Source organism: Phormidesmis sp. 146-33 (genome assembly GCF_052939515.1).
The window spans coordinates 38352-55996 of the sequence record NZ_JBJPHU010000008.1; the positions used below are offsets into that span (position 1 = coordinate 38352).

The 17645-nt window shown below is 50.9% G+C and carries 13 protein-coding genes; 7 read left to right on the forward strand and 6 right to left on the reverse strand.

Annotated features, from left to right (window positions below; genetic code table 11):
* Window positions 1-245: 245 nt before the first annotated feature.
* A complete protein-coding gene (locus tag ACJ2PR_RS05385) occupies window positions 246-2522 on the reverse strand; it encodes an AAA family ATPase (protein WP_446876241.1) in 2277 nt (758 codons plus the stop codon).
* A gap of 141 nt (window positions 2523-2663) precedes the next feature.
* On the opposite strand from ACJ2PR_RS05385, the gene ACJ2PR_RS05390 reads away from it, so the two are divergent.
* Window positions 2664-3509, forward strand: coding sequence for a metalloregulator ArsR/SmtB family transcription factor (locus ACJ2PR_RS05390; RefSeq protein ID WP_446876242.1), 846 nt, complete (start codon window positions 2664-2666; stop codon window positions 3507-3509).
* Window positions 3510-3602: 93 nt separating this feature from the next.
* On the opposite strand, the gene ACJ2PR_RS05395 is transcribed toward ACJ2PR_RS05390, so the two are convergent.
* On the reverse strand, window positions 3603-3971 hold the full coding sequence (locus ACJ2PR_RS05395) for an EamA-like transporter family protein (protein ID WP_446876243.1): 369 nt from the start codon (window positions 3969-3971) through the stop codon (window positions 3603-3605).
* A gap of 222 nt (window positions 3972-4193) precedes the next feature.
* On the opposite strand from ACJ2PR_RS05395, the gene ACJ2PR_RS05400 reads away from it, so the two are divergent.
* Window positions 4194-4892, forward strand: a complete 699-nt coding sequence (locus ACJ2PR_RS05400) for a Mo-dependent nitrogenase C-terminal domain-containing protein (protein ID WP_446876244.1) — start codon at window positions 4194-4196, stop codon at window positions 4890-4892.
* Window positions 4893-4958: 66 nt separating this feature from the next.
* Here ACJ2PR_RS05400 and ACJ2PR_RS05405 read toward each other — a convergent pair whose 3' ends face one another.
* On the reverse strand, window positions 4959-6005 hold the full coding sequence (locus ACJ2PR_RS05405) for a zinc-dependent dehydrogenase (protein WP_446861430.1): 1047 nt from the start codon (window positions 6003-6005) through the stop codon (window positions 4959-4961).
* 75 nt (window positions 6006-6080) lie between these two features.
* Here ACJ2PR_RS05405 and ACJ2PR_RS05410 point away from each other — a divergent pair, with 75 nt between their 5' ends.
* From ACJ2PR_RS05410 to hetR, 3 genes are all read left to right on the forward strand, one after another.
* The gene (locus ACJ2PR_RS05410; RefSeq protein WP_446876245.1) at window positions 6081-8024 is read left to right on the forward strand and encodes an FAD-dependent oxidoreductase; all 1944 of its coding nucleotides are present in this window, start codon (window positions 6081-6083) and stop codon (window positions 8022-8024) included.
* Window positions 8025-8170: 146 nt separating this feature from the next.
* The gene (locus tag ACJ2PR_RS05415; protein WP_446876246.1) at window positions 8171-8377 is read left to right on the forward strand and encodes a hypothetical protein; all 207 of its coding nucleotides are present in this window, start codon (window positions 8171-8173) and stop codon (window positions 8375-8377) included.
* A 481-nt stretch (window positions 8378-8858) separates the two neighbouring features.
* Window positions 8859-9761, forward strand: a complete 903-nt coding sequence (gene hetR, locus ACJ2PR_RS05420; RefSeq protein ID WP_446876247.1) for a heterocyst differentiation master regulator HetR — start codon at window positions 8859-8861, stop codon at window positions 9759-9761.
* Between the two features lie 28 nt (window positions 9762-9789).
* Here hetR and ACJ2PR_RS05425 read toward each other — a convergent pair whose 3' ends face one another.
* The 3 genes from ACJ2PR_RS05425 to ACJ2PR_RS05435 form a co-directional block, all read right to left on the reverse strand.
* On the reverse strand, window positions 9790-11019 hold the full coding sequence (locus tag ACJ2PR_RS05425; protein WP_446861426.1) for a DUF445 domain-containing protein: 1230 nt from the start codon (window positions 11017-11019) through the stop codon (window positions 9790-9792).
* Window positions 11020-11218: 199 nt separating this feature from the next.
* On the reverse strand, window positions 11219-11914 hold the full coding sequence (gene ubiE, locus ACJ2PR_RS05430) for a bifunctional demethylmenaquinone methyltransferase/2-methoxy-6-polyprenyl-1,4-benzoquinol methylase UbiE (protein ID WP_446876248.1): 696 nt from the start codon (window positions 11912-11914) through the stop codon (window positions 11219-11221).
* A 313-nt stretch (window positions 11915-12227) separates the two neighbouring features.
* A complete protein-coding gene (locus tag ACJ2PR_RS05435) occupies window positions 12228-13190 on the reverse strand; it encodes a response regulator (protein ID WP_446876249.1) in 963 nt (320 codons plus the stop codon).
* 158 nt (window positions 13191-13348) lie between these two features.
* On the opposite strand from ACJ2PR_RS05435, the gene ACJ2PR_RS05440 reads away from it, so the two are divergent.
* Together ACJ2PR_RS05440 and ileS are read left to right on the forward strand one after the other, a co-directional pair.
* Window positions 13349-14665 carry a Ycf66 family protein gene (locus ACJ2PR_RS05440; protein ID WP_446876250.1) on the forward strand — a complete coding sequence of 439 codons (1317 nt, stop codon included), beginning with the start codon at window positions 13349-13351 and terminating at the stop codon, window positions 14663-14665.
* Window positions 14666-14760: 95 nt separating this feature from the next.
* The gene (gene ileS, locus ACJ2PR_RS05445) at window positions 14761-17631 is read left to right on the forward strand and encodes an isoleucine--tRNA ligase (RefSeq protein ID WP_446876251.1); all 2871 of its coding nucleotides are present in this window, start codon (window positions 14761-14763) and stop codon (window positions 17629-17631) included.
* Window positions 17632-17645 lie beyond the last annotated feature (14 nt).

Below are 17645 nucleotides of genomic sequence, written 5' to 3' on the forward strand. Positions count from 1 at the left end.
CAAATTGTCCTGTGTGCCTCTGAGTGGAGTTGGGTCAAGATCAGAATCGTTTAATCAGAATCGTTAACGTGATTGAGTTTAACGTGATTGAGATCAGTATTCTAGTGTGAGTTTTAATGTGATTTAAATCATGGTACTCAATCGACAAAGTTCAACCATTTGGCTTAAATGTTTCCTAGATTAAGCGGATGCACTAGAGTAGTTTATTCTACTAGAGAGCTTGCACTGGCTATTTCTTTACCAATCTACAAATGGGCACGGCTCCACATCAAAGTGCTTTCCCAGGCAACGGTTTGGTGACACAGCCTTTGAGTAAATAAGGTTTTGATTTGAGAAATCTCGGTGGGAGATAGGTAGCGCGAAAGGCGATCAGCGTAGGTTGGCGGAGTTGAATGGGTCGCAAACCAGCGATCGCACAAGTCCGCCGTTAAGTAAATTTCGGTAAGCGATCGGGTCAAATGCATTTCTACCTTAAGTTCTGCTTGCTCAAACCACCTCTGTAAGTCGTCAGTGTCCCAGTTCACCCGTGGGTCAGAGGCCTCTGCGTAAATGGCTTCTTCGGCTTGGGCCAGACGATCGAGCAACTCAGCCTCTAACCAGGTGGGATTCAATAATCGATACAGCCGTTGGGCCTGACGTGGAATCGATTCTGCTAGAACCAGAACGCCTTGAGGCTGCAAAAGTCGGGCAATTTGAGTCAGCACGATCGCTTTATCAGAGGCGGATTGCAAAGCGTTGCGGCCGAGAATGCGATCGAAATGGGGCGGATTTTGAGGGGCTTCTAAGTCTGAGAGCGATCGCACGATCACCGGACGCGACAGCTCATCCAGGGTTTGGGCTTGTTCAACCAGGGCGGTGTAGTCCTTCTCAGTTTGCACACAGGCATAAACGCCGCCTTCGGGCACTTGACGAATAGCTTCCCAGGTGAGCAGTCCACTACCCGCATTCAGATCGAGAATCAAATGATGGCGCTGAGGGGCGGCTAGTTCAAAAATTCGATCGCGCACCCGTGCCAATTTTTCACCGACTTGACCGAGCGTGCGCTGGAGCCAGCGATCGAGACTGGAATTTGTGGGACTCGTGGTTAAGCCTTCAGGCGTGTCAGCGACTTCTACGAAAGCGGCGAGTTGTGCTTCTCGTTGGCGAGTGACTTTGGTGAGAATAGTGGACTCAAAGCCGCGATCGCTCGGTTGATAAAAGACCTGACCTTGCAGACTTCCGGGCAAATACTGTTGAGCAACCCAGTGTTCTCGATACGAGTGCGGATACAAATAGCCTGCCCCATGCCCAAAGCCTTCTTTGTCGCGGTTGGCATCTCGCAAATGGAGCGGCACTTCAGATTCTCGTTCTCGCTCGACGGCCGCCAACGCATCAAAAAAGCCCATGACGCTATTCGATTTGGGCGCATTTGCCAGATACAAGGCAGCCTGGGCAAGGGGATAGCGACCTTCTGGCATTCCAACGCGATCGAAGGTTTCGGCACAGGCCTGAACAATCACCACCGCGTTAGGGTCGGCCAGTCCCACATCTTCGCTCGCCAAAATCAGCATTCGTCGAAATATAAACTTCGGATCTTCCCCGGCGTAGACCATTCGAGCCAGCCAGTACAGCGCCGCATCGGGGTCTGACCCGCGCAAACTTTTGATAAACGCGCTAATCGTATCAAAGTGAGCATCGCCTTCTTTGTCGTAGAGAACGGCCCTTTGCTGAATCGATTCTTCAGCGACCGACAAGGTAATGTGAATCGTCCCAGTTGCGTCGGGTGGCGTGGTTTCGACGGCGAGTTCGAGCGCGTTGAGTAAGGCTCTAGCATCTCCGTTGGCGACATTGACCAGATGATCTCGCGCCTCCGTATCGAGTTGAATGGTGCGTGCGCTTTGTGATACCCGCGAGGGGTCGCCGTATCCCCGTTCAGCATTCTTTAAGGTCTGGGCGATGACCTGCCGCAAATCGTCTTCATTTAATGGCTTGAGTTGAAAGAGGCGCGATCGACTCACCAGCGCTTTGTTGACTTCAAAATAAGGATTCTCGGTCGTCGCTCCGATTAAGGTCACGGTGCCATTTTCGACCCAGGGCAACAGCGCATCTTGTTGAGATTTGTTAAACCGATGCACTTCATCCACAAAGAGAATGGTGCGCTGATTGTAGAGGCCGCGTTTTTCTTGAGCGGTAGAAATGGCTTCTCGAATTTCTTTAACCCCCGCCAAAACCGCATTGATAGCGATGAAGTGTGCTTTGGTCGTGTTGGCGATGATCCGCGCCAGAGTGGTTTTCCCAGTCCCAGGCGGCCCGTAGAAGATGAGTGAAGTCAGTTGATCGGCTTGAATCGCCCGTCGCAACAGTCGCCCTTGACCAATGATTGCCGTCTGCCCGACAAATTCATCCAGCGTTTGAGGACGCATTCGATCCGCAAGAGGGGCTTCTGCTGCGGTGATGGCTTGACGATGGTGATCAAACAGTTCCATTCGAGCCGGGGAAATTGAGCGGGTCGATCGCGTTCTCAGGCAACCGATCGACCTCAAGTTTACGGCCAATTCGCTCTATTTTGTGCTTCGTTGTTGGGCGCTTTTGCCCTCCGATTCTGAGGAACTTTGAGAAAATCTCCTTGACGCTTTCTTCATTTCGGCTATTCTAGAAATACAGGTTATTTCGATAATTCTAGAATGACTGAAAACCAGGATTCAGCTAGTTACGCGGATATTTTTGCCGCCCTGGGGTCAGAGGCCCGGCTGGATGTAATGCGGCTTTTGTTGGCGGCCTATCCCGAAAAGGTGTCTGTCGGCGATTTGCAAACTCAACTCAAAATCCCCAATTCCACGCTGTCTCACCATTTAGAGAAGCTGCGGATAGAGGGCTTGGTAACTGTGCAGCGCGATCGTCAGTTTCTCAGATACGCCGCTAATGTGGAAACCGTTTCGTCCCTGCTGACCTTTCTCTACAACGGTTGTTCGCAGTCCGAAGTTTCTCAACCCCAACCAGATAATTCATCCAATCCACGAGGGTCTATGTTTGACAACTTTTTCCGACCTGTGCAAACCTTTTTGAGCGAACTGCGGCTCCAACTGCCCGGATTTGAACGATTGACTGAGAAGTCCATTCAGGCGATCGAGATTGCTCAAACCGAATCGCGACGACTAAAACATCGATATGTGGGGACTGAGCAAATTCTCGTGGGACTGCTGACCGACGACACAGGACTGGTTGCAGAAGTCTTTCGATCGGCGGGAGTGCAGCTAGAGACGGTGAAGTCCGCGATCGAGCGCCAAATTGGACGGGGATCAGGCACTCCTGACAAAATTCCGTTTACGCCCAGAGCCAAAGAGACGTTAGAAATTGCCCTCCGACAAGCCAAACAGTTAGGGCATTCCTACATCGGCACCGAGCATCTGCTATTGGGACTTTTGCTCGAAGGGCAAGGCTTAGGCGTACGAGTTTTAGAAGAGTTAGGATTTAGCCGCCAAAGCTTAGAAGCCCAACTGCGAAGCGCGATCGACCAAAATCAAGTGTGAGCGATCGAGACTTCAGGCAGACGACTTTAGCTCGACTTTCTCCTGAACAACGAAGCAAAAATTCTGAAGCAACCCAATGCTACAAACCCGGAATCAATCTCTTGAAATGAGCAAAATCACGCCACCGATAATTAAACCCATTCCAGCCAGACGATTGATGGGAATCGACTCCCCAAAAATAAACCTGCCCATCAGCACCGCAAACACATATTGCAACGCCACCGCCGGGCCGAGGACACTCAGCTTTACACGAGTCAACAGCAGAATGTAGAGAACAGCCCCGATCGCATAAAAAAACAACCCAATCACCAATTCTGGCGTGGTCGCAATCCCCAGCACATGACTCAAGAAATTTCCAGAACTGACGCGACCTAGCTTTAGGGCACCCGTTTTGAGAAAAAACTGTCCGCCCGTGCCTGCGGCGATCGACAGCAAAAACACAAGAAATTCTTGAAAGCCCACAAGTTATCCTTTAGGTAAAGTCTATCTAGCCCCAAACAAACCTACTTCAGAGGTTCAAGCTGCCAATCATAGTAACGGTATAACATTTCTAAACCGTTGAAATAAGCAACTCTCACCAGATCAAAAGGTTCTAGTTTTCCAGACTACAACTAGTTTAGAAATGAATCAGGCAAATTATGATATCCCTTAAAAAGACCCCGGAGCGTGAGGATGCTCACAGACATGGAAAAAACTTCCGCTTTTTGCACTGACACACAAATTTCCGTTTGGTTACACGCTTTGCTGAGTTTGGCCTGGGCAGATGGCGATTTTGACCAAGCAGAACAGCGTCTAGTTGCGTCGATCACTCACCACGAGTTGACGATCGAAGAAAACGCAAGAGCCTTTCAGCCCGTCACGTCAGAGGAGTTGTCTACAGCCTTTGGACAAGACCCCAAAATGGCAGAAAATTTTCTCAGAACGGCGGTGATGGTGTCTCTGGCAGATGGCTCCTACACCTCTAAAGAAGATGATCTGCTGCATCAATTTTGTCAGGCGTTGCAGTACCCAACTGAGATTTTAGAAACCCTGCGGCTGACTCTAAACGACCGCACCCCTCCCCAATCTGAACCTCAAGCCGCGACGATCGCTTCAACTCAGCCACAAGTAGGCGCTTCTCACCCGGATGACTTGCTCGATCCCTTGAGAGCGTGGTTAGACAATATGGAGATTCATGATCCCAAGGTGGCTCACTTTTTGTGCAAGATGATTCCGCCGCAGTGTCCCTTTGAGCGAGACATCAAGCTCTTTGGTCACAAAATCGTCCACATTCCCCCGTTGTGCAAGCTCAATCCACTTTACGAACAACTCGTCGGACTGCGGTTTCGATCGCTCTCCTATTTGGCAGATGACTGCGGCGAAGATGTTGCAGAGTATTGCTAACGTCAATTCAATGAAATCATTCGCTTTGGTTACAGACGCAGCAAACAAATTTTGTCGAATTATCGCTTAGGGATAGATCAAAATTTTGTAGGTTTCTGGTGTGGGCTTGACGGCTCGATCGACTGCTTGCGATAAATCCTTGAGGGGGTAGCGATCGCTCACCAAAGCATCCACATCAATGCGACGGTTAAATACAATATCTGCCGCCAATGCTTGAACGCGATACGAAGAACTGTAGCTGCCCATCAAATCAATCTCTCGCCGATAGAGAACATTGGGATTGATCGGAATCTCAACTTCATCGGGAAACTCAGCAAAGAAGAGAATCTTGCCACCTTTGCGAGTGCAGTCTAACGCTTGAAAAAACGCCTTATCGCTAGAAACCGCCAGCAGACTCGTGTCAACGCCCATTCCTTGAGTCAACGCCTGCACTTTGTTGGGCAAGTCAGCATCACGAGCATCAAACGCCGCATCCGCCCCTACGCTCAAGGCTTTCTCAATGCGAGACGGCATCAAATCTGTAACGATCGCCCTTGCCCCAAAATACTTCACCAACATGATGAACATGAGTCCGATCGGCCCCGCCCCCGTAATCAGAACCGTTTGACCGGGAGAAATTTGCGCCTTTTTCACCGCTTTTAGGCAACAATTGGTCGGCTCGACAAAGCTGGCCTGCTCAAACGTAATGTCATCAGGAATCTCAATTAGTCCCCCATTCCGAACAATGTGACCCGGAACCTTGACGTATTCTGCAAACCCGCCCCCACTGGGAGCAAACCCCGCCGTTGTGGTGATATTTTTGTACACATCGCACATTGAGAAATTTTCATTCAGACAATAAGCGCAGTGCATACAGGGAATGTGATGAAGCACCACAACCCGATCGCCCGTTTGCCATTTCTGAATATCGGAACCGAGGGCGGCGATCGTTCCAGCCGTTTCATGCCCAAAAATTCGCGGCGGCTCATAGAGCGGATACTTAATTTTCTTGATATCTGACTGACACAGACCGACAACCCGCACCTGCACCAGCACCTCATCCGCCCCAACTTCGGGCAGCGGCACTTCTTCGTAACTCAGTTGGTCAACCCCACGAAACACCTGTGCCTTCATCGATCGATTCCTTCAAAACCCTTCGATTGTGACTGTACCATTAGCAATTGATAAAGTTTTGAGTTTTGGCGCTGAATGCAAATTTTAGAAACTGAGGTTCTCATCGTCGGAGGAGGAACCGGAGGAACGGCCGCCGCCATCCAATCTGCTCGACGAGGCGCAAAGACGATTTTGGTGAGCGAGTTTTGCTGGCTAGGAGGAATGCTCACCAGCGCTGGCGTGACAGCTCCCGATGGCAACGAATTGTTAGCCTTTCAAACGGGAATCTGGGGCGCATTTTTGCAGGAATTACGGCAGCGACAGCCCGAAGGATTAGACAACGCCTGGGTGAGTTTTTTCACCTACGATCCTCAAATTGGCGCACAGATCTTCTCAGATTGGGTGTCCGAACTGCCGAATCTACAGTGGATTTCAGGACAGGTGCCGCTGGAAGTCTTGCGCCAGGGCAATCTCAAAGAGACATCTGCTGAAGCAGGTCTCAAAGAGATATCTGCTGAAGCAAATCGCATCACAGGCATCCGGTTTGAGAATTTAACCATTTTTGCCAAAATCGTTCTCGACGGCACTGAGCTGGGCGATTTGCTGGCTTTGGGAGAAGTGCCGCATCGCTGGGGGTGGGAGTTGCAGTCAGAATGGGAAGAACCAAGTGCGCCGATCTCTTCGAGTTACCCGCAAGGGGTCGCGTCGAGTTACCCGCTAGGGGTTGCGCCCAATGCCCTCACTCAGCGGTATCCAATTCAAGCGCCTACCTGGGTCGTCGTTTTACAAAAATTTGCCAAAGCCGCTCCCAAAATTCCACCGCCGCCCCACTACAATCCAGAAAAATTTGTGGGAGCCTGGGACAATCATGGGGCCGAAAGCTTTTTGAACTACGGACGGCTACCGGGCGATCGCTTCATGATCAACTGGCCAATTCGCGGCAACGATTATGGCGAAGGAGTCGAAAGGCTGATTGGCAGTGCAGAAGAGCGATTACAGTTTCACCAAGAAGCCCTCTGGCACACCCAAGGCTTTGCCCACTTCATCCAATCTCAATTAGGTCAGCACTACGGCCTCGCCGAAAACATCTTCCCTCACGCCCCCAAAGGAGAAGATCGCACCCCTCCCTCCTCCCTCCTCCCTCCTCCCTCCTCCCCAAGCGGAGCCTACGCCCTGCATCCCTACTACCGCGAAGGCAGACGGCTCATCGGATTGGTGACCGTGCGCGAACAGGATATTTTGCCCAAGGGACAGGTCGCCCCCTTGCCTCTGGTCACGATCGCTCAAGGCTGTGAATTTGCCGAAAATGTGTGTCAGGCGATCGCGATCGGCAATTATGCCAACGACCATCACTATCCCAGTGGTGACATTCCCCTCACCCCTAAATCGATTCGCTGGGGCGGCCGCTCGACGGGCACTCCCTTCACGCTTCCTTACGGCTGTCTCGTTCCCGAAACGATAGACGGACTGCTAGTTTGTGAAAAAAACATTTCTGTCTCGCATATCGCCAACGGAGCCACTCGCCTTCAGCCGATCGTATTGGCGATCGGACAAGCCGCAGGAATGGCGGCCGCTTTGTGTATTGAACAAAATTGTCAGCCCAGAGAACTCCCCGTGCGATCGCTCCAGGAAGCCTTACTACAAGACCCGATCGCCCCTGCCGCCGTCGTTCCTCTCTTCAACCTGCCCCCTGACCATCCCGACTGGCTCAAATGGCAGCGCTACTACCTCGATTTTCCCGAATCCTATGCCAGTACTGGCGATTGCCCGATTGCTTTGAGCTACCCGCAAGGAGTCGCGCCCCACGCCTCACGCCTCACGCCTCACACCTTACCCTTCTCAGGCATCTTCCATCGCCACGCCGAACAGGACTACACGCTGACCCTAGATCCCCCCGAATCGAGCAAGTCCTGGAAATTGGTGACATTGGATGCGGAGATCGATCGCCAACTCAGAGATTTCACTTCGGGGAAAACACTTAGAATTTTGGGTAAGCTAAATTACACTGAGAGCTGGCTACTCGTGGAAGCCCTTACGTAATTCTCCTGTCACAGAGGGGTAAATACACACCGTCCAACTTCGTTTACGCAAGACCACTGAATTTATAAAGGCTACATAGATTTGTCCTGATGCCTCAGTAGAGGGTCTGTATTTGGCAGTAGGTACACCGAAACAGATTCACTCTTATGCGCCTTCAAACTTCTGTGATGGTCAGTCTATTGCTTACATCCGCTGCGATCGGTTTTCACCAGGTCAAGTCTCAATTATTGGGAACCCCGATCGCCAGCGCTCCTGCTCGTGTCTGCCCTGCCTCCAACAACAGCCCGCTCTGTCATCGAGGAAGCGGTCGGCTAGAAAACAATTTCAATCTCAAAAGTGTGAGGTTGGCTTAACGATTCTCTTGTGGCTGAAGATCGATCGCCTTCGATCATTAGCTCATTCAACTCAGGAGCAAGTAACCCCCAATTTCTCCAGGTTGAGACTTGAGAGACTCCTTTCAATTCACTGCCAAAACACAACCTCTTCAGGATCGTCTAGACCCTGTTCCTTCTAACTAATCCCTCATCAGGATTTCTTGCTCAAAATTTGCTGTCTGGCAGTGGAAGCACCTGATCAACTAGGTTCGCTTCCATTTTGCTTTTTGGGTAGCTTTCGGTTGATTCTTCATCAAATCGGGAACTTTACATAAAGCGTATTTAATAACATTGATTAGGGATAAAATTGTGAGCAAACGACCCAGATAAGCTAGCTTTGCTATCTCTGACTGCCCTGAGCCAACTGTTTAGCCCTCGGCAAAAAGCAGTATCCCCAATAACAGGCTCAGTAAATTTTCAGAGCAATTCTGTATTTACTCTTCCATAAATGTTCCTGAATATGACAAACGATCTCGATCTGATCAAGCTCCTTAGCCCCAGTGCTATGGATCAGATCATGCTCTATCTCGCCTTCAGTGCCATGCGAACCAGTGGACATCGACACGGGGCGTTTTTGGATGCGGCCGCCACAGCCGCCAAATGTGCCATTTACATGACCTACCTGGAGCAAGATGGCAACCTGCGTATGACGGGGCATCTTCACCACATTGAGCCAAAGCGTGTCAAAACGATCGTCGAAGAAGTCAGACAGGCCCTCACCGAAGGCAAGCTGCTCAAAATGCTGGGTTCGCAAGAGCCGCGCTATCTGATTCAACTCCCCTACGTCTGGCTAGAACAGTATCCCTGGCAACCGGGGCGATCGCGCGTCCCTGGAACCAGCCTTACGTCTGAAGAAAAGCGCCACATTGAGCAAAAGCTTCCTCCAAATCTGCCCGATGCTCAACTGGTTAATTCCTTCCAATTTCTGGATTTGATTGAATTTTTGCATGGGCGATCGCAAGAAGAGTTGCCCACCGATCAGCAAATGCCCCTCAGCGAAGCGCTTGCAGAACATATCAAACGCCGCCTGCTCTACTCAGGCACGGTCACTCGCATCGACTCCCCCTGGGGAATGCCTTTCTACGCCCTGACTCGCGCCTCCTACTCTCCCGAAGATCAGGAAGAACGCACCTATGTGATGGTCGAAGACACGGCTCGCTTTTTTCGGCTGATGCAAGATTGGGCCAATCGCCAGCATCGAGTCATGCGGGTGTTAGAAGAGTTGGATATTCCGGCCGATCGCCTCGATCGAGCGCTTGAAGAACTAGATGAGGTGATTCGCGCCTGGGCCGATCGTTATCACCAGGATGGTGGCAAGCCTTTCGTCGTGCAAATGGTCATTGGCCCGGTCGATCAGTCTTAAAAAAGCCAGTCTTTAAAGACATCAGTCGTCAGCGAAGTAAGAGAGAAGCAGATTGGAGCAGTCCGATCGCCAGTCCTAAAATGCCGCCCAGATTGACGATCGCTTGCAGTTCACTCTTCACGATCCCATTGATGGCATTTTCTAAATCGGCGGGCGAAGTCGCTTTGACGCGATCGATAATTACCTGATCAATATTCAAAATTGGGATAGCCTGCTCGACAATTTTCTCCAAATCCCGCTCTAGATAGCGTTCCAAAATTAAGGCGAGTTCCTGACTGATTAATCCCAGAGAACTGCTCACCGCCTCTGAGGTTTGGAGACGAGTTAAAATTACGTCAGCCACATTTTCCCAATCTACCGACGCGCTCAAGCCTTGCAGCACTTCTGAGCCACGATCCTGTAGATACACTCGGACACTTTCGCGCATTGTTTTGCGAAGCTGGCGCACAGTCGAAACGGGCAAATTTTGTAAAGAGAGATTTTGCAGCCATTCCTTCGATCGCTGCTTGACTCCCAATGAAAACACCAACTCTGCCAAAACCGTATTGCAAGCCTCTCGTTCATCCAAACAAAAGGTACGCAGACGAGTCAGAGAATTTCGTACCCCAAACAGATTGGCTACGACCCAATACGTGCCGCTGGTTTTTTCGCGAAAGCCTTCGTCGATCACCTGAATATTGCGATCGGTCAAAAAGTCGATCAAGGTTAGACGAATGCGATCGGGCGGCAAAACGACCTGTAGCAGCCAATCGGCTAACTTATCCGCTTGCTCATCACTCAACTGAAACTCTAAAACAATTTGATCAAAAATCTGATTAAGCTGATCTTCGAGAAAGTCATCTCGTCGAGCCAACACCTTCAGCAGTCGCGGCAACGATTGACTAAACAAATCTCGCAAAATATTTGCCAAAATCTTGGCGGTTTTCTGTTCCTTGCCGGATTGAATTTGATCCAGCGCCAGTTTTAAAAGCCACAGCAAAGCTGACTCGACTCGTTCAGTTTTGAGCAGCCGTCTCGCCAATTTTTGCAGTTCTTCGGGCGTGAGCAGCGACCCCATGATCGTGTCAGAAATACGCTTGGCCAGTCGCTCCTGGTTACGAGGAATCAGACCAGGGGTAAACGGAACCCGCTTGCCGCCAATGTAAAGAGTCCGATAAGGGCGAAACAACATCTTGATCGCCACATCGTTGGTGAAATATCCAATAATTCCACCGACCACAGGGGGACTAATGATGAGCCAGAGGTTTGAGAGATCCACAGGTTAGGGAGGGATGAGGAATGAGGGATGAGGGATGAGGGATGAGGAATGAGGAATGAGGGATTAAACGCAGATCTCTTTGAGAGAAATCACGATCGAGATCTCCGAGATTTCTGTAGAGGTTGGATTTCAACGACGCTGATTAAAACCGCTAACGTGTTCGTCAGGAGCGAATTTTAAGAATTTTGAGTTACATCCCTCATCCCTTCTTAAGGGCTAACACTCCCATCGTACCGCCCGCGATCGGATAGTGTGTGGCGATCGTAAAACCTGCTTGACGCGCAAGGCTGACCTGTTCTGGGCCCGTCGGAAATTTGTCGAGGCTGGGCGCAATGTAGGCATACTCTTCAGTGAAGCCAAATCGTTGAGCCGCCGGGACGACCACTTCATCGAGATACCACTGCTGAAAGCTTCTCACCCACGGATGGTCGGGTCGGTGCATGTCGAGAATAGCGGCGGTGGCTCCTGGTTTGAGAACGCGATGAATTTCCTTCAGGCTTTGCAAAATATCGAGAACGTTGCGTAGCCCGTATCCCATCGTGGCACAGTCAAATTGACCATCCTCAAAGGGCAAACTCAACACATCAGACTCGACCCAATGAATGGGTGGTTTCAAACAGCGGCGATCGGCGCGATCGCGAGCCACTTCTAACTGAGCCGCAGAAAAATCAACGCCGTAAACCTGTCCCGTTTTGCCTACTTTTTCGGCGAGCATTTGGGCGATGTCACCGCTGCCACAGCAGAGATCAAGGCAGATGTCTCCCCGTTTTGCACCGCTCCATTTGACGGTCATTTGTTTCCAGATGCGGTGTTGTCCCAGGCTGAGGACGGTGTTGAGTTCGTCGTATACAGGCGCGATGCGATCGAACAGGGCTTGAATTTGGTCAGAGTTCATCCGAAGTTTTGGCGTAGCGATTTTGGATTTAACGTCAGTTCGACAACGTTTTTTCGCTTCGATGTTTGGCGCTTTTGCCCCTCATCCCCTCAATTCTGGAGGACTTTAAGATAAGCGTTCCGGTTCAAAGTTCCTCAAGCTTAGGGGATTTAGGGAGCAACCCAACTTCATAAACCGAAACGAACACTCTCATCGAATTCACGTTGGATTCAGTGTCCCATCAATGAGGGGGTTTAAATCTTCAAATCCCCAGCTTTTGTGAGAAGTCGGGGATCGAGAAACCTCTTCAGGCGTTGAGACGGTTCATTCGACTCTACACGGTGGCAACGGCGGGAGCGTAACGGCTACAAGTCAAAGCTAATGAGACTTGTTGAGCAGAGAGATGCAGCAACAACAACTCATCTTCTCTAAGGGTACAGGGCTGTCTCCATTGCAGAGAAAGGACGGCCAACACCTGGCCTCGCAGCGTCACCGGAACAATCAAATGAGCCTGAATTCCAGAATCCGTGTAGTGTGCGACCTCAGAGAGACGGGCATCTGTGGAAACGTTCAGCGCTACCTGCATTTTTTGAGCAGCGATCGCCGCCTTTGCCAGCGGGTCAATGTCTAACCAATTTTCTAAAACAGACGTTGACTGATAGGTGCCTTGAGGTGAAATTAAATTTTCTTTCTCAACCAGTTGTAGGATACATCCGTCCGCATAAAAGTTTTTGCCAAAGGCGATCGCGATCGGTTCCAGACTTTTCTCCAGGCTAGAGGCTTCTTGAGCGACCGAGACGATCGCCGAGAGGAGGGCGGTTTGGGCTTGCGATCGCCGCAGTTCTTCGGTGCGTTGCTTTAGCAAGTCGTAAGTTTCAGCAGCCCGTCGCACGACAGCTTTGAGTTCGTTAGGGTCCCAGGGTTTGGTGATGTATTTGTACACCTGCCCGGAGTTGATCGCTTCGACGAGATCCTCAACGTCGGTGAATCCGGTCAAAATGATCCGCATCGTATCGGGAAATTGAGGCACTGTGCGGCTGAGAAATTCTGTTCCTTTCATCTCGGGCATTCGCTGGTCAGAGATAATGACGGCGACTTCTCCCTCTTCAGATAAGACTTTTAGCGCCTGAATGCCGCTTTCTGCTTTGAGTACCTGAAAGTCTCGGCGGAACGTGCGATAGAGCAGATCAAGGTTGTCGGGTTCGTCGTCTACCACGAGCATCTTGGCCTTTTTGGGGCGTTCCAGGCTCATCAACTGTCGGCTAATTGTATCGAGCGCCGGAATCACAGGTTCCATAAATGATTAACTCCTTTGCAAAGCTGGTTGGGGACAGCCGATCTCTTTGAGTTACCCGCGAGGGGTCGCGCTACAGAAATCCCGGTTTGGGCGTTCGGCAAAGGATTCGGCTTGAATTCTCTTAGTCTTGCCAGTTTCATTCTTTTATTAACAGTCCGGTGAGAAGAACGGCGATCGCAGGTGCCAATTTCCGGTCTCTCCAGGTCTGCCCTCAAGCGGTAGAGTTAAGATATTCGGAGTTTGTCGGGAGCGGCAATATGCTGACGTATCTTCTAGCTTTCGCAATGGGTTTGGGCAGTCTCGCCCTTTACTTGTCTGCCTTCTTTTATCCACAGGTCTACCGCAAAGGGGACTTGATCTGGAGCGGAATTGGATTATTTTACGCCTGGGTGCTATGGGTTTGTGCAGAACGAATCACTGGAGGCGTTTTATTAGGCCAAATGGCCAGTATTTCGCTGATTGGCTGGCTGGGTTGGCAAGCGTTTAATGCCCGATTGGGACGGTCAAGCGAGTTGCCCTCTACGGCTGATTTGCAGGCTGGGGTGGGTCGCGTCCTTTCGCCCGAAATCACTGCCAAACTCAAGCAGTCGTTCAACACCGTCAAAGATTGGGCACAGGGACTCGTCGCAACCACTCAGTCAAAAGCTCCCGAAGCGCCTGCGGTCAAACCCTATCAGCCCCTTAAGCGAGAAGATTTTGGTCAGCCAACCGTCACCGTTGAGACGACTGCTGAAAAAACACCCCTTGCGGCTAAAAACGATCCTTCTGCGGAGACTCCTGCAAACAAACCTAACATCGTTTCGACTGTTACAGAACGTGTGAAGTCGATCGCCATCTCCTTTCAGAAGCCCAAGAAAAACACGTCAACCTATGTCAGAAAAGAGTTTCGTGATGAACCCGTCGCCGAAGATGTAGACGCAGAAGCGTTTGACTTTGAGGCAGACAGTCCTGAAGTCAGCAATTCTGAGCCAGCGCAGACGGTTGAATCGATCCCCGTGGAGTCAGCACCCATTGAGGCAGTTGAGGAAGCTGCGATCGATGAGCCAACCATCACAGAAACGACCCTGACCGAAGTAACGGTGACAGAAACAACGGTGACAGAAACAACGGTGACAGAGATAAGGGTAACGGACGTGCCTTCCGACTCGATGATGCCTGCTGACGAACTGCTGCAAGAAGAACTCGAATTTGAAGCCAGCCGCAACGATTTAGACCTGTCACCTCATAATGCTCCTTCGGACGACGAAGAACCGACAACACAGACTTCTGATCCCGTAGATGTCTCGGAAGAAGATGTCCTGGAAGAAGAAGTGCCAGAAGTCCATAACTCTGAAGCCAGCGAAGACGAAGCGATCGTTCCGCCGCCCATTCCTCCGCGCCCGCCGCGCCCCGATCTCGTAGAAGCCGCGATCGCCGATGCCGAAGCCAAACATCTGCCTGCTGACCCGCCGGAGACGATCGAAGACATTTCTTAAGCCAATTAGACCAAACTGCACTGACTTGTAACAGGCGTATTACAATGTAGTATGCCAATGTAGAAGACTGTCCCTCTCTTACCCCACTCCCCAAAATGACCACAGAACCAGGATCTTATAAAGACACCGTTAACTTGCCTAAGACTGCTTTTGACATGCGGGCGAATGCTGTCAAGCGAGAACCCGAACTCCAAACATTCTGGGCAGAGCAGCAAATTTATGAAACGCTGTCACAAAATAATCCTGGTGAGTTGTTTGTTTTGCACGATGGGCCGCCCTATGCGAACGGGGCACTGCATATCGGCCACGCGATGAATAAGATTCTCAAAGACACGATCAATAAATACCAACTGCTGCAAGGGCGAAAGGTGCGCTATGTACCAGGGTGGGATTGTCATGGGTTGCCGATCGAACTCAAAGTTTTGCAAGCCCTCAAACCCGAAGAGCGCCGCCAACTTACGCCGATCACGCTGCGCCAAAAAGCCAAAGACTTTGCATTGAAGACGATCGACCAACAAAGTCAAAGTTTCCAGCGATATGGTGTATGGGGCGACTGGAGAAATCCTTATCTGACACTCAAACCAGAATATGAAGCGGCTCAGATTGGCGTATTTGGTGAAATGGTCGTGAAGGGCTACATCTATCGAGGATTAAAGCCCGTCCATTGGAGTCCGAGTTCTAAAACCGCCCTCGCAGAGGCCGAACTTGAGTATCCCGAAGGCCACACCTCGCGCAGTTTGTACGCAGCCTTTGAGGTGCGAAACTTATCGCCAGGGTTGCAAGCGCCCCTTGATTCATTTTTGGGCGAATTGGGTGTGGCGATCTGGACAACCACGCCCTGGACAATTCCTGCCAATCTAGCGGTGAGCGTTAATCCTGATCTGGTTTACTCCGTGGTTGAGGTGGGAGACGGATCGGTTAGCCAGTTCAAATATCTGATTGTGGCAAAGGATCTGGTCGATCGCCTTTCTGAGATTCTGGGCACGTCGCTCACCATTCAAGCCTCAATGATGGGTCGGTTATTAGAACACACCACCTATCGCCATCCTTTATTCGATCGCATCAGCGAGATTGTAATCGGCGGCGACTATGTGACGACGGAGGCGGGGACTGGCTTAGTTCATACGGCTCCCGGTCACGGTCAAGAAGACTATCAGGTGGGACAGCGTTACGGGTTGCCGATTCTGGCTCCGGTGGATGACAATGGCGACTTTACCGAAGAAGCCGGCCCGTTTGCAGGGCTGAATGTATTAGGTGAGGGCAATACAGCCGTGATTCAAGCGTTGGCGGAGGCGCGATCGCTGCTCAAAGAAGAACCCTACGTTCATAAATATCCCTACGATTGGCGCACCAAAAAGCCGACGATCTTTCGGGCGACTGAGCAGTGGTTTGCGTCGGTAGAAGGCTTTCGGGATGAGGCATTGAAGGCGATCGCCAGCGTTCGGTGGATTCCGGCTCAGGGCGAAAATCGGATCACGCCAATGGTTGCGGAGCGATCGGACTGGTGCATTTCTCGGCAGCGCAGTTGGGGCGTTCCGATCCCTGTGTTTTACGACGAAGAAAGTGGCCAACCGTTGATGAACGCAGAAACGATCGCCCATGTGCAAGCGATCGTCGCCGAAAAAGGCTCGGATGCCTGGTGGGAACTCTCTGTTGAAGAATTGCTCCCCGAAAAGTATCACGGCAAAGCCTACCGCAGAGGGACAGACACGATGGATGTCTGGTTTGATTCTGGCTCGTCTTGGGCGGCGGTTTGTGAGGCGCGATCGGCGTTGCGCTATCCGGCTGACCTCTATCTCGAAGGCTCTGATCAGCATCGGGGTTGGTTTCAATCAAGCTTACTCACCAGTGTTGCAGTTCACGGACAAGCTCCCTATAAGACGGTGCTAACGCATGGCTTTACGCTGGATGAACAAGGACGCAAGCAAAGTAAATCATTGGGAAATGTCGTCGATCCGATGGTTGTGATCGAAGGCGGCAAAAACCAACAGCAAGAACCGCCCTATGGAGCAGACATTCTGCGGCTGTGGGTTTCGTCGGTGGACTACACCAATGATGTGCCGATCGGCAAAACGATTCTCAAGCAAATGTCGGATGTCTATCGCAAGATCCGCAACACGGCAAGATTTTTGCTGGGCAATCTGCACGATTTTGATCCCACACAGCACGCGGTTTCTTATGAGAACTTGCCAGAACTCGATCGCTACATGCTGCATCGCATCACTGAAGTGTTTACCGAAGTTCAGGATTCTTTTGAGAGTTTTCAATTCTTCCGCTTCTTTCAAACGGTACAAAACTTCTGTGCAGTGGACTTGTCCAACTTTTATTTAGATGTCGCTAAAGATCGGCTGTATATCAGTTCGGTTAATGCGTCTCGTCGTCGGAGTTGTCAAACTGTGTTGGCGATCGCCCTAGAGAATTTGGCGAAAGCGATCGCGCCCGTTCTTTGTCACATGGCGGAGGATATTTGGCAATCTCTGCCTTATTCGACTCCTCACAAATCGGTGTTTCAGTCCGGTTGGGTGACGTTAGAAGAAGAATGGAACGTGCCAGAACTTTCAGAAAAATGGGAGACACTGCGGCAAATTCGAGCCGAAGTCAACAAAGTTTTGGAAAAAGCACGGGCAGAAAAAGCGATCGGTTCCTCCCTCGAAGCCAAAGTTTTGCTCTACGTTCCCGATGCCCAACTGCGTCAGACGCTCACCCACCTCAACTCACCGACTGGCAATGGTGTAGACGAATTGCGCTATCTGTTTCTTACGTCTCAAGTGGAATTGGTGGAAGCGCCTGATCGACTTGCTGGCTCAAAGTATCGTTCTCAAGCGGAGACATTAGAGATTGGGGTCGTGGACGCAGACGGGGAGAAGTGCGATCGCTGCTGGAATTATTCTACTCACGTCGGCAAATCTCATGAACACCCCCTACTTTGCGAACGCTGCATTCCGGCTTTAGAAGGACAGTTCTAACCATTCAAAGGGAG